Source organism: uncultured Clostridium sp. (assembly GCF_934754915.1).
Classification (GTDB): Bacteria; Bacillota; Clostridia; order Clostridiales; family Clostridiaceae; genus Clostridium.
On the sequence record NZ_CAKVKB010000010.1, the window covers coordinates 1 to 12,552 of the forward strand.

The window sequence follows — 12,552 nt, forward strand, 5'->3', positions numbered from 1 at the left end:
TTGAGGATTTTTCATATTAGCATAAATACAAAGTCCAACTCAACATATAGTATATCTTAAATAAATATAGGTACTATATGTTGAGTTAAATCATGTGAAAGTATAATTATGAAATATCTACATTTATATATAGTTTTCTAAAAAAAATAAAATCGTAGGAAATTCCTACGATTATATGCAAAATATATAAGCATCTATCTAAATCATTTTTACTTTCTGTCATAAACTTAGATAAAATACTCTTTTAATTTATTGTTCAACCGTAGTTTTATTTTTAAAGTCAGGAGGCTTTCGAACTGACTTGTATTAAATTTTTATCCTTTAAGATTATATCAGAACAATAAATGTATTTCAACAGCTATTTGAATTTTATATGAAATGCATATTATTCTTCTACAAATTCAATTATGCCTTTATCAAGTTTTTTTATTTTTGCTAATGAATAAACATCATATCCTTTTTCTTCAAGAATTTTAGGTCCTGGCTGGAATGACTTCTCTATTACGATTCCAATTCCGCCAACTTTTGCACCAGCTTCTTCTATAAGTCTTGCTGCTCCAAGGGCTGCTTCACCATTAGCAAGAAAATCATCAATTATAAGTATGTTATCTTCTTTATTTATAAATTTCTTTGATAATGTAAGCTCATAATCTGATCCTTTTGTAAATGAATGAACAGTTGTTTGATATACATCTCCATTTAAAATTTTAGAAGCCTGTTTTTTTAATGTAACCATTGGAAGGTTCATCTGCATTGCTGTCATTACTGTTGGTGCTATTCCTGAACTCTCAATAGTAAATATCTTTGTTATATTATGATTTTTAAAATATTCTTTAAAATATGTACCTATTTCATACATTAAATGCGAATCAACTTGATGATTCAAAAAAGAATCAACTTTCAATACTGTTTTTGATAATGCATTTCCTTCTTCTAAAATCTTTTTACGTAAACTTTCCATTTGTTTCTCTCCTTATTTGATACACTTAAATTATTATGTTAATAAAATTTTTAATATACACTTTTTAGACTTTAATATATGGCAACAACTTTTCTATCCAAATTTGAATTGAGTAAGTTATCGATTAAATTTCAGCAAGTTTCATAAAAATATAATTTTAATCTTGCAATATGCATATAATATAAAAGAAACTGACTTCCAAAACACATGTCCATTATTAAACATAATATTTTTATGGAGGCAGTTTCTATAGTTTTCAAATTTATAGTATTACAATTTAAATTAATATGTCTGCATCTAAATTGTTACTTTTAATTATATCTCATAGTCTGCTGATATGGTCAGCAGGTAGAAACTTCCAAGCCATATTCTTGAATATATATGAGATTATATATTATTATTTTGTGATTATAACATAATACTAGATATTTGTAAAAAAAATTTTATAAATATCTCTTTTTCATAAAATCAAAGCCTGCTCATTTATTTGTCATATACAATAATATTCCATAAATAAGCAGGCTTTATCAATAATCTTTATTTAAATTGACTTTCTAATTGTTCTAAATCACTTATAATCATATTCATAACATCTATTTTAGATCTTGCAGCATCATTTGTTGGAAGCCATTTTAATCCACATTCTAATGATTCTTTTGTGCTTTTGTATTCTTCAATCAATTCACTTAATCTCTCTGCCATTCAGCAATCCCTCCTAATCATTATATATATTATGTCTTATGAATAAATGCATATAATTTCTCACATAAACATGTACAAAACAAAAACATAAAGTAGCAATTAAAAATAGAATTACTTTTTTCTTTATTCTGAAACACTTCTAAGCTTAACCCTAAAATTATTTTTTTATTCATAAACTATCATACCACATTAAACATTATACCATGTTAAGCCAAATATTATTCATAATATATTGTATTTTTTTATAAAATTTATGTGAACATTTATTTATAAATTTAATTATTTTCATTTGTGCTCTTTTTCATAAGCTTTTTATAAAATACTGCAAAACATGTAATTGTAGTAATTGTAGCTAATATATCTGCCATAGGTTCAGCTACTAGAGTTCCAAGAAGCTTATTTTCAAAAAATACAGGTAATATAAAAGTAAGAGGAACAAGTAAAATAACTTTTCTCAAAAGTGCTAAGATAAGTGAAATCTTTGCTTTTCCAAGAGATAAAAATGTCTGCTGACATGCAATTTGTCCTCCAAACACTGTTGTTCCTATAAAGAATATTTTCATTGACCATGAAGCAATTTCAACTAATTCAGGCTTATCATTAAATATGTTTACATAAAATTCAGGAAACATAAGAACACTTCCCCCCATAAGCATTGTATATGTAATACATGATATTATTAAAATTTTGAATGTCTTCCCAACTCTATTCATATTCTCTGCTCCATAATTATAACTTAAAATGGGCTGTGCTCCCATAGTAAGACCTAATAAAGGCATAAGCATTATCTGCATTACACTATTCATAATTGCCATAGCGCCAACAGCTAAATCTCCTCCATATTTTAGAAGCTGATTATTAAATCCTATTAAAACAAGACTTTCTGTAGACTGCATTATAAATGGAGAAACTCCAAGAGCTATAATAGAACCAATAATTTTTACATTTGGTGACAAATATCTTTTTCTTATTCTTAATATGCTCTTCTTTCCAAATAAAAAGTTCAATGCCCATATAGCTGAACATAATTGACCAATTACACTTGCAAGAGCTGCACCTTTAACTCCCATATTAAATCTAAATATAAATACAGGATCTAATATTATATTTACGATTGCTCCAATCATTACAGTAATCATTCCAAACTTTGCAAATCCCTGAGTATTTATATACGGATTTATTCCCAAAGATAACTGCACAAATATAGTACCAATAACATATACACCCAAATAACCAGCTGCATATTCTATTGTTGCTTCACTTGCTCCAAACATCATAAGTATTGGTATTTTAAATATTGTAAAAATTGTTGTTAATATTAATGATATTATAATAAGCATTGAAAAACTGTTTCCAAGTATTTTCTCTGCACCATCATTATCTTTTTTACCCATCTTTATTGCTGCAAGAGGTGCTCCTCCATTTCCTATAAGAGCACTGAAAGCAGATATAAGTGTTATTATTGGAAGAGCCACTCCAAGCCCTGCCATAGCTAATTCTCCATTTTCTGTTCTCCCAATAAACATTCTGTCTACAATATTATATAAAACATTTACAAGCTGAGCTATAATTGCAGGAAATGCTAATTTGAATAAAAGTTTTCCAACAGGTGCATTTCCAAGTTCTGTATTTTTATCAATATTATTATTCATAATTATAATTCCTCCTATGTTTTAATTATAAATATCCATATAATCCTCTTTCAAAATAGAACACAATATAATATCACATATTCCTGAATTAGTTATTTCAGCACATCGTAATGTACCTTCATATTTAAATCCACATTTTTGCATAACTTTTCCTGAATTTACATTCCTAGAATCATATCTTGCTTCTATTCGTCTAACACCAACATACTCCATAAAAAATTTTATAACTTCTCTTAAAGCTTCTGCCATTATTCCTTTATGCCACCAATTTGAACCAATACAGTATCCAATCTGAATACTTTCAACATATGTATCTATAGCAACGACTCCAATTGTTCCTATAGCCTGTCCTATATCCTTTAATTCTATTATCCAGTCATATACAATCCCCTCCTTATCCTTATCATAATTTTTTATAACCCACTTAACATAACATTCAGACATTCCTTTTGATTTATGAGGCGGCCATTTAAGATATTTTGTAACTTTTTTATCAGATGCCCAGTTATTATACATATCTGTTTCATCTCCCTTTCTGAATTTTCTTATTACAAGCCGCTCTGTTTCTATGGTTATAGTCCCTAAATTTCTCATATAATTCATCTCTCCATTTTAATGAATATTTATTAAATCAAATCCCCTAACTTATAGTATATATATTCCAATTAACATTTACCTCAGTCCTTATTGTAATGATTTATTCATTTTTATAAATTATTATTTGATATTTTATAAATAAACTATTATATCCTGCCTTTTAATTCATAATCTATATTTTTAAATGTATAGACCCCTTTTTCAACACTTTTCAACTCCCAAAACAGCTTAAGTTTTTTTGCTTCATTTTCAAATTCTAAATTAATGTTTTTATTTTCCACCTTTAATTTTTTTATCATTAAATTCAAATTTCTTCTTTTCCAATTGTTATAATCTAATTTAATGTTTTCAAGAACTTTTGAAGAATATTCACTTTCTATTTCTGGTCCATTTAAATCTCGTTGAAGATTTCGAATTGTATATTGATTTTCTCCTGGATCAAGTATTATAAAATAGCCATAATCATATGTACTTCGTACAAGTCTTCCATAAATCTGTTTTACTTTTATACATAATTGAGGATAATTAAAATCCTGATAATTTTTATGCTGATACTTTGTAACAGCTCTTAAAATAGGATATTCTGGACTATGGTTGGGAAGTTTATCAAGCATTACACATGAAAGTCCATCTCCAGGTACATCAATACCCTCAAAAAAACCTTTTGTTCCAAGAATTATTGCATTTCTGTTTTTATCATTTAATATGTTTATTGACTTTTTATTGGTATGAACTTCTATTTTACTGCCTCTTGTCAGCATTTCAAGTTCTTCATATACACTATTTCTTCTCATATTATTATTAAATAATACAAGAATATGCCCATTAATTCTTTTGCTTGTTTCATATATAAACCTTGAAATATTATTTATATAATTTGCATCATCATAGTGTCCCATATCTTTAAGGGCAAAAATCTTTGTTTGCTTTTTCAAGTCAAATAAAGATGGGATAAAAAATTCTTTAGCTCTTTCTTGTCCTAGATGTTTTTTTATCCTATTAAATGAATTTTCTATACGTAAAGTAGCTGATAAAAATGTAGTGCTTTTTACATCTTTAAGCATATGTTCATTTACAAGTTCGCCCACATTAAGTGGAACATTTTTAAGGCGAAATTCTTTATATTCATTATCTATTTCAAGTATTTTAGCATAAAATACTGATGGTTCAATAAATTTATCAAGCATATCAAAAGTACTCTTTAATTTAATAATATAATCATTTAATGTTTTAAAATCATTATCTCCAGTCACTTCATCATCGAGCACTATGTTAGATACATATGTTTCTAACAGTTTATACAATGGATAAATGCTTTCCTTTATTGAACTTACTTCTGGAAGAAGATATTTGGTAATGTCCTTAAGTTCGTCACGTGGAATAAAAAATTCAGTTACAAACCCGTATTCTCCACTTGCAAGTCTCATAGTTCTGAAATCATTCATAAGAAGATTTAAATTTACTATTATATCATTTACAAGGTACATTATTTTATCTTTTTCAATTGTTTCCCTAAATCCATAACTTCCATTAAGATTCTGTAAGAGCCATATTATATTAGGATGACCTTTATCTATCATATCGAGTTTTTCAAGAAATTCCATACTGCTGAATTCTTCTGCAAAAAAATCATAACATTTTTCCATTAAATTGTGCCCTTCATCTATGATTATATGATTTATCTTTTTCTTCTCACAATAAGGCCAGCATGCTAAAAGAGAATGATTTATTACAGTAATATTTTCATTTGGAAGTTCATTATATCTCTTTCTCAAATAGCAGAGTTTTTTGCATTTTTCAAGATTACATGAATCACTGTCACATGTAACATCTTTGAAGTATTTTTCAAGATTAAAATGTTTTATAGCCCAATAACTTATATTTTCGATATCTCCATATTCTCCAGTTTCAACAAGTCTTCTCAAAAACAATAACGTAAGATTTCCTTCTTGATCTTCTTCAAGAATATCACATTTATTAAGGCGTTCAACACATATATAATTTGTCTTTCCTTTCATAGCACCATATTTGAGTTTGTCATAAAGATTAAGTTTTTTTAATATACTTGGAATATCACGCTCTATAAGCTGATTCTGCAGCTCTTTTGTGTTTGTTGATATTATAAAACTTGAATCTTCCTTTCTCTTTTTTAAAGAATTTAAATATGTACCAATAGCTGCAATAATAACATATGCAAAAGTCTTTCCACTTCCTGTAGGTGCCTCAATAAAAATTCTTTCTCCTTTTTCATAATTTTCACGAATTCTTTTAGAAAATTCCAGTTGACTTTTTCTGTAAGTATAACCGAAATCTCCTCCATTATTCCATATGTTTTCATCTTTTAAAAGCTCTTCATATAATTTATAATCAATCTCAACTTCATCAAGAACAACTTCTTCTTTTTTCTTTTTTTCATATGATACATAGTCATATTCATCAGAAATAAAAAAGGGAGGTCTTAAAAGAAATTTATTCCATGCCCATTTTTTAAGATATGGATAATTTTTATTTATGGTCTCATATAATGTTCTTTTTTTAAGCCGCTTTTCTTCTTTAATCCATAATCTACACAAAAGACTGTTTACAACTTTCAAAGTATTTATAGAATCGTCAAGTCCTCTATGTATTTCACTTTTATTCATAATTGTAATATTTTTCATAAGAGCATCTAAGTTATATTCTTTATGATACGGTTCGAGTATTGCAGCAAATTCCATGGAATCCATTATCTCATTTCTGATATCCGGAAAATGGACTTTGAAAAATTTCTTTTCAAAATTTCCATTATGACATATAATAGGCAAATCCTCTAAAAATTCAAATAATTTTTTTCTGACAGCATTTATCCATGGCGCTCTAAATAATTCTTCTTTGCTTAATCCTGTACATAAATTGTATATTTCAACAGGAACACGCCCTCTTGGTCTTATTAATGTTTCAAAAGTTGTAATCTTATTATTTTTAATTTTAACTGCACCTATTTCTATTATTTCACTATTTACTTCATCTAATCCTGTTGTTTCTATATCCAAATATATTACATTATCTAATATACTTTTTAACTCTTCTGACATATATTCTCCTAATTAATCTTTATACTTTTAGAAATTATTCCCTTGAAAGTTTTTTCGTACTATTAATAATTTTTTCATTTCATAATTATATCATAATTATATATTTTTAAACATACGTTCTTATTTGAGAATATTTTAAATAATCACTAATTATAATATTCTATCTATTACTTTCATAAATAAAAGGGAACTATTCCAGCTCCCTTTTATTACTACCTTAAATATTGTAGTTTGTTATTTACAAGTCGAACACCATTGATTGTTTCCTTCATTTTTCTTGTTATCTTTACAAGATTCTTTTATATCATAATTTTGTGCTACGGAAGTCCATGAATTATTTCCATCATTTTTCTCATTATATCCACTTGATAATTTAATATTTGTTTCATTTTTTAAAGTATCTTTTTCTTTGCTACAACACCCACATGATGTTTCACATGTACAGCTATTAATATTATCTTTTCTACTATATTTATCATTCATGCACAACACATCCTTTCACAAAAATATATTGTGTAAATTTTGATATTTATATACTCAATCAACTTATACTTTTTTCTCCAACTCCTCTATTACCTCTAAAAACATATTATACATCTCCACATTCCTATCTTCATTAGCAAGGACTTTTACTCCCAAAAATAGCATTGCAGCTATATAAATTATCAATGATATTGGATTTAATCTTTTCATATATGCATCCATATATGTAAAAATTCCGCTTGCTGTAAGACCTGCAAGAAGTGAAGCTTCTATGCCACATCCTCCACTTGTATAAGAACCAAGTTTGGTCCTTATATGAACTTTTTCTAAATTCCAATTTATATCATTATTCATATACCATTGTTCAACTTTTTTATACATTATAAACAAAGTCTTGTCATGATGTTTTGTAACCTTCATAGTAAATTTGAAACATTCTTTATATTTTTTAACCATCTCAGGAGTATATATCTTACAATCAATACAGTCATAATTCGTTTTTTTTAATAATTTGTTTCTTATATTCACAACCTTATTTATTTCCATAAATATTCTCCCATTTGAATTGGTTGATTGATTTTTCTCATTTCTTCATAAATTATCAATCGTATTAATATTTATATATTTGTGAATCAAAAATATTACTTAAAATTATTCTTAATTAGAAAAATTATCAAAAAATCAGCATGTGTTACATGTTACAAGATTAATATTTATCTGATGCATATAAAAAATCAAATTTTTGTTTGAAAACATAAGCATAATACTGATATTTTCCATAGAATAAAATTATAACATTATATTTTTAAAGGATAAAAAATTTATGGACGATTTTGGATGCATAAATGAGCTTAACTGTGATTTTAATAACTTAAGCAACAGTATTAATGAACTTAATGAAACCCTTGGAATGAGAAACACTGCCCGTAGTGATACTTCTTATAGTGATACTTCCCGCAGTAGTACTTCAAGCACCTGTTCAGATGAAAATGCATGTTTAAACCATTGTTACGAAAATGCTTACCGTGCCGGAGAAGTTAACGGTCTTCAGGGATTTGGTCTCATTTCAAAGCAGTATCAAGCCTTAATAATACTTCTCATAATTCTTTATTGGTGGACTACACAATATACTGCAAATTATTTTATGAACTCAAATTCTCAGCTTGTAAACAATGTATCATGTATTCTCGACAAATTAGTCGATAATGCCGTAGAAACCTGTTCCAAATGCTGTAATACAGGTTCTGAAAAAAATTCCAATAAAAAAAAACACTGTAAGCATAAAAAGCATTGTAAATGCTGTTGTAGTTCTGATTGTGACTGCGATTCAGAATGTTGTTAGTTTCAATCATATATACTGCCAGAATTTTATCACAAAATTTCTGGCATATAATTTCTTTTTTATAATTGTACCCATACATTTGAAATGTATGGGTATATATAGTAACATAAGTTCATAAACAAAAGGGGGTTTTAAAATTATGAATAGAAAAGATGTAAACAAAAATCTTGCTCAAATGCTAAAGGGCGGAGTTATAATGGATGTAACAAACAAAGAAGAAGCAATAATTGCAGAAAAAGCTGGGGCATGTGCAGTAATGGCACTTGAAAGAGTTCCTTCTGATATAAGAAAAGAAGGTGGAGTCGCTAGAATGTCTGATCCTAAAATGATAAAAGAAATACAAGAGGCTGTGTCAATACCAGTTATGGCCAAAGTTAGAATAGGACATTTTGTTGAAGCTCAGATTTTGGAAGCATTAAATATTGATTTTATTGATGAAAGCGAAGTTCTTACTCCAGCTGATGATAAATACCATATAGACAAAGAAAGCTTTAAAGTTCCTTTTGTATGTGGTGTAACAAACATTGGTGAAGCTTTAAGAAGAATTGGTGAAGGTGCTTCAATGATAAGAACAAAAGGCGAAGCTGGAACTGGAGATGTTGTTAATGCAGTAACACATATGAGAACAATGACTGAACAGATAAAAGAAATACAGAAAGCTTCAAAGGAAGAACTTATGACAATTGCCAAAAATCATGGTGCTCCTTATGATTTAGTAAAATATGTATGGGAAAACGGAAAACTTCCTGTAGTTAACTTTGCAGCAGGTGGAATTGCAACTCCTGCAGATGCAGCTCTAATGATGCAACTTGGATGTGATGGTGTCTTTGTAGGATCTGGAATCTTTAAATCAGACAACCCTGAAAAAAGAGCAAAAGCAATTGTTCTTGCTACTACTTATTATAATGATCCAGCAAAACTTGCTGAAGTATCTGAAGATTTAGGTGGTGCAATGAGTGGTATAAATGCTAAAGAAGTTGCTACCAAATATGCAGAAAGAGGATGGTAAAATGAAAATAGGCGTTTTATCACTTCAAGGCGACATCATTGAACATATAAATCAGATACAAAAGCTTGGTCATGAACCTATTAAAGTAAAAAAAGAAGAAGATTTAAATTATATTGATGCTATTATACTTCCTGGTGGTGAAAGCACAACAATTGGAAGACTTTTAAATATCACAGGACTTATGGAACCTTTAAGAAACAAAATACTAAATGGACTTCCAGTATGGGGAACTTGTGCTGGAATGATTCTTCTTGCAAAAGACATAGAAAATGATCAGAGAAAACATTTAGGAATTATGGATATAAAAGTTAAAAGAAATGCTTTTGGAACTCAAATTGACAGTTTTAAAACATATGAAACAATTGATGAAGTAGGAAAAGATAAAATTGAACTTGTATTTATAAGAGCTCCTTATGTTGTTGAAGTAGATAAAGATGTGCAAGTTCTTTGTAAAGTAAAAGATAAAATTGTTGCTGTAAAACAGAAAAACATGCTTGCTTCATCATTTCATCCAGAGCTTACAGATGATGTAAGATTTCTAAATTATTTTATAGAAAATTTTGTTAAAAGTAATCCTTACAATTAAAATCCAGTTCTAACATGCATTAATACATATTATTATAGAGATAAGATTTTATATTTATATGAAATCTTATCTCTAATTTTAAACAAAAAATTTAAACATTAATTTATATAGCTGTCTTTAAGAAGTTTTTCAAAAAGTTCCTTATCTACTGTTTTTTTCATAAGTTCTTCTGCATCTTCATCAGAGCAGTCATGATAACACATGTACATTATAAAATCATCTGTTTTATCTATATTTTCAGTAACATTTTTTAATTTATTTATACAGTCAAGTATCAATTCCTCAAAAAATATCTTATAATCCTGTTTCATTTCAAGTGTAACGTCAATTACTGTTTCTTCTTCATAATCCTCATCTTCATAATCATAATAAGGTTCTTCTCCAGTCATTACATAATAATATATATCAAAAAATTTTGTGACATATTCATTAAATGTTACTTCAATAAAATCAAAATCTCCCACACTATATTTATAGCCTCTAATTCCAATTTTTCCATAAGGTTCATACATATCTGCATACTTATCAAAATCTATAAGACTTTCTTTGTATCTCTTTATATTACCAGCTCTTATAACTACTTGTCCAACACTATTATCACAATCAAATACTATTGCATACACGTCTTTATTCTCTTTGGTTTTTGCAAACTTATTCAATTCTTCTTTTACACAATAAAAAAAATTTTCTTTTAATTTTTTAATATCAAATCTTACTTCTACATCATTCATACCTATTTTTCCCCCATATTATTTCATATAAATTCCAACATTGTATTTTAACAACATGTTACCATATGAAAATTTGATAAACCAATTGTACATTGTTAAGTGAAAAAATACATATTTAATATACTTGTGTTTTTTATAACATATGGTAATGAGGAATTATATCTTCATAAGTTCCATCTTTCATTAAAAAACCTTTTGGAATAGTTCCAAGTTTAATAAATCCTAGTTTTTCATATAGACGAAGTGCATACTTATTTGAAGCTACAACAGCATTAAATTGAAGAATCTTAAATCCAAGTTCACTTCCCTTTTCTATACAATGAGTAACCAAAATTTCTCCAATATGATGTCCTCGCATTTCCTTTTTTACTGCATAACTTGCATTGCATATATGTCCACATCTTCCTATATTATTGGGATGAAGTATGTACAATCCAACAATTTCGTCAGTATCATCATCATAAGCAATTCCTGTAAATGACTGCTCCTTAAAAAATTCATTTCCATTTTCCTCTGTAAGAAAATCAAGCTGTGGAAATGCTACTCCATCTTCAACTACTTCATTCCATATATTAATTGCTTCTTTAATATACTTTTCTTCATATTTTCTAATTTCAATACTCATTTACATTTTCCTCCAAAAGTTAAATTTAATAAATCCTATAAAATATTTTACAAAAAATCCTTAAATAAATTTCTTATATGACTACTATATAAAAGTTTATGATTTATTATTAAGAATCTTATAATCCTCATATGTATCTATATCCTGAAGTTCTGATATATTTCTACAATAAACAATTTCAACATCATCAAGATGATTCATTACTACTTTTTTTCCTCCCTTATCCCCTGTGAGTTTCATAAGTTCACCAATATATTTTTTTGAAAACACAACTGGATTTCCTATAGTTATATTTTCTTCATCTTCTGATAACTTTTTTTCATATTTAATTCCTGCTGCAACTATCTCCTTTTTCCCCTGTACAAATTCCTCTATGATATTAAAAACTGTATCTTGAGTTATATAAGGCTGATCACATACCATAAACATATATCCGTCAGCTTCAGTATCATAACTTATACCTGCTTTTATAGAACTAGAAATTCCAAGATAAGCATTATTATTTATGACAACATAAATTCCTGATTTTTTGTCTTTTAAGTTTTTCTCTATTTCTTTATACTGTGTTACACATATTATTTTGCTAAATATATATGCTTCATTTTCATTATAACAGACTTTTTTGCACTGATAATCTGATGTCATATTTGTAACTGTATCAATAACATGCATGTAAAGAGGCTTTCCTTTAAAATCTGTAAGGAGCTTGTTTTTATTAAATCTTCTGCTGAAACCTGAAGCAAGCAATATAAGATTTATTTTCACACATTAACCCTCCTAAATTGAAATA

The 12,552-nt window shown here is 27.5% G+C and carries 13 protein-coding genes and 1 riboswitch; of the genes, 3 read left to right on the forward strand and 10 right to left on the reverse strand.

Translation table 11 applies throughout. The features are described 5' to 3' along the window. Window positions 1-385: 385 nt before the first annotated feature. The 7 genes from Q0F58_RS03215 to Q0F58_RS03245 all read right to left on the reverse strand — a co-directional run bounded on the left by Q0F58_RS03215 (window position 386) and on the right by Q0F58_RS03245 (window position 8,015). Window positions 386-961: a xanthine phosphoribosyltransferase gene (locus tag Q0F58_RS03215; RefSeq protein ID WP_294372507.1), complete on the reverse strand. Its 576-nt coding sequence runs from the start codon at window positions 959-961 to the stop codon at window positions 386-388. A gap of 305 nt (window positions 962-1,266) precedes the next feature. Next, window positions 1,267-1,366, reverse strand: a riboswitch (purine riboswitch). A gap of 132 nt (window positions 1,367-1,498) precedes the next feature. Beyond that, window positions 1,499-1,663: a hypothetical protein gene (locus Q0F58_RS03220; RefSeq protein ID WP_294372510.1), complete on the reverse strand. Its 165-nt coding sequence runs from the start codon at window positions 1,661-1,663 to the stop codon at window positions 1,499-1,501. Between the two features lie 275 nt (window positions 1,664-1,938). Then, a complete protein-coding gene (locus Q0F58_RS03225) occupies window positions 1,939-3,315 on the reverse strand; it encodes an MATE family efflux transporter (protein ID WP_294372513.1) in 1,377 nt (458 codons plus the stop codon). Between the two features lie 21 nt (window positions 3,316-3,336). Next, a complete protein-coding gene (locus Q0F58_RS03230; RefSeq protein ID WP_294372517.1) occupies window positions 3,337-3,909 on the reverse strand; it encodes a GNAT family N-acetyltransferase in 573 nt (190 codons plus the stop codon). 149 nt (window positions 3,910-4,058) lie between these two features. Beyond that, window positions 4,059-6,986, reverse strand: coding sequence for a helicase C-terminal domain-containing protein (locus Q0F58_RS03235; RefSeq protein WP_294372521.1), 2,928 nt, complete (start codon window positions 6,984-6,986; stop codon window positions 4,059-4,061). 234 nt (window positions 6,987-7,220) lie between these two features. Beyond that, the gene (locus Q0F58_RS03240) at window positions 7,221-7,469 is read right to left on the reverse strand and encodes a hypothetical protein (RefSeq protein ID WP_294372522.1); all 249 of its coding nucleotides are present in this window, start codon (window positions 7,467-7,469) and stop codon (window positions 7,221-7,223) included. A gap of 63 nt (window positions 7,470-7,532) precedes the next feature. Next, entirely contained in the window at window positions 7,533-8,015 is a 483-nt protein-coding gene (locus tag Q0F58_RS03245; protein ID WP_294372525.1) for a hypothetical protein, read from the reverse strand. A gap of 277 nt (window positions 8,016-8,292) precedes the next feature. Between Q0F58_RS03245 and Q0F58_RS03250 the strand changes: the two genes are divergently transcribed. The 3 genes from Q0F58_RS03250 (at window position 8,293) to pdxT (ending at window position 10,406) form a co-directional block, all read left to right on the forward strand. After that, complete coding sequence (locus Q0F58_RS03250) at window positions 8,293-8,811, forward strand: hypothetical protein (RefSeq protein WP_294372528.1); 519 nt, start codon at window positions 8,293-8,295, stop codon at window positions 8,809-8,811. Window positions 8,812-8,950: 139 nt separating this feature from the next. Then, window positions 8,951-9,820 (forward strand): pyridoxal 5'-phosphate synthase lyase subunit PdxS, encoded by an 870-nt coding sequence (pdxS, locus tag Q0F58_RS03255; RefSeq protein WP_294372529.1) that lies wholly within the window; start codon window positions 8,951-8,953, stop codon window positions 9,818-9,820. A gap of 1 nt (window position 9,821) precedes the next feature. Beyond that, entirely contained in the window at window positions 9,822-10,406 is a 585-nt protein-coding gene (gene pdxT, locus Q0F58_RS03260) for a pyridoxal 5'-phosphate synthase glutaminase subunit PdxT (RefSeq protein WP_294372531.1), read from the forward strand. A 98-nt stretch (window positions 10,407-10,504) separates the two neighbouring features. Here the strand turns inward: pdxT and Q0F58_RS03265 are convergent, their stop codons facing one another. The 3 genes from Q0F58_RS03265 to Q0F58_RS03275 form a co-directional block, all read right to left on the reverse strand. After that, complete coding sequence (locus Q0F58_RS03265) at window positions 10,505-11,137, reverse strand: hypothetical protein (protein ID WP_294372532.1); 633 nt, start codon at window positions 11,135-11,137, stop codon at window positions 10,505-10,507. Window positions 11,138-11,270: 133 nt separating this feature from the next. Continuing rightward, window positions 11,271-11,762: a GNAT family N-acetyltransferase gene (locus Q0F58_RS03270; protein WP_294372534.1), complete on the reverse strand. Its 492-nt coding sequence runs from the start codon at window positions 11,760-11,762 to the stop codon at window positions 11,271-11,273. A gap of 96 nt (window positions 11,763-11,858) precedes the next feature. Next, entirely contained in the window at window positions 11,859-12,527 is a 669-nt protein-coding gene (locus Q0F58_RS03275; protein WP_294372538.1) for a nucleotidyltransferase family protein, read from the reverse strand. Window positions 12,528-12,552: the final 25 nt, after the last annotated feature.

Bases quoted from the DNA above. Each gene is read 5' to 3' on its own strand.
- Q0F58_RS03215 (WP_294372507.1), bottom strand. From the start codon at position 961: ATGGAAAGTTTACGTAAAAAGATTTTAGAAGAAGGAAATGCATTATCA.
- Q0F58_RS03220 (WP_294372510.1), bottom strand. From the start codon at position 1,663: ATGGCAGAGAGATTAAGTGAATTGATTGAAGAATACAAAAGCACAAAA.
- Q0F58_RS03225 (WP_294372513.1), bottom strand. From the start codon at position 3,315: ATGAATAATAATATTGATAAAAATACAGAACTTGGAAATGCACCTGTT.
- Q0F58_RS03230 (WP_294372517.1), bottom strand. From the start codon at position 3,909: ATGAGAAATTTAGGGACTATAACCATAGAAACAGAGCGGCTTGTAATA.
- Q0F58_RS03235 (WP_294372521.1), bottom strand. From the start codon at position 6,986: ATGTCAGAAGAGTTAAAAAGTATATTAGATAATGTAATATATTTGGAT.
- Q0F58_RS03240 (WP_294372522.1), bottom strand. From the start codon at position 7,469: ATGAATGATAAATATAGTAGAAAAGATAATATTAATAGCTGTACATGT.
- Q0F58_RS03245 (WP_294372525.1), bottom strand. From the start codon at position 8,015: ATGGAAATAAATAAGGTTGTGAATATAAGAAACAAATTATTAAAAAAA.
- Q0F58_RS03250 (WP_294372528.1), top strand. From the start codon at position 8,293: ATGGACGATTTTGGATGCATAAATGAGCTTAACTGTGATTTTAATAAC.
- pdxS (WP_294372529.1), top strand. From the start codon at position 8,951: ATGAATAGAAAAGATGTAAACAAAAATCTTGCTCAAATGCTAAAGGGC.
- pdxT (WP_294372531.1), top strand. From the start codon at position 9,822: ATGAAAATAGGCGTTTTATCACTTCAAGGCGACATCATTGAACATATA.
- Q0F58_RS03265 (WP_294372532.1), bottom strand. From the start codon at position 11,137: ATGAATGATGTAGAAGTAAGATTTGATATTAAAAAATTAAAAGAAAAT.
- Q0F58_RS03270 (WP_294372534.1), bottom strand. From the start codon at position 11,762: ATGAGTATTGAAATTAGAAAATATGAAGAAAAGTATATTAAAGAAGCA.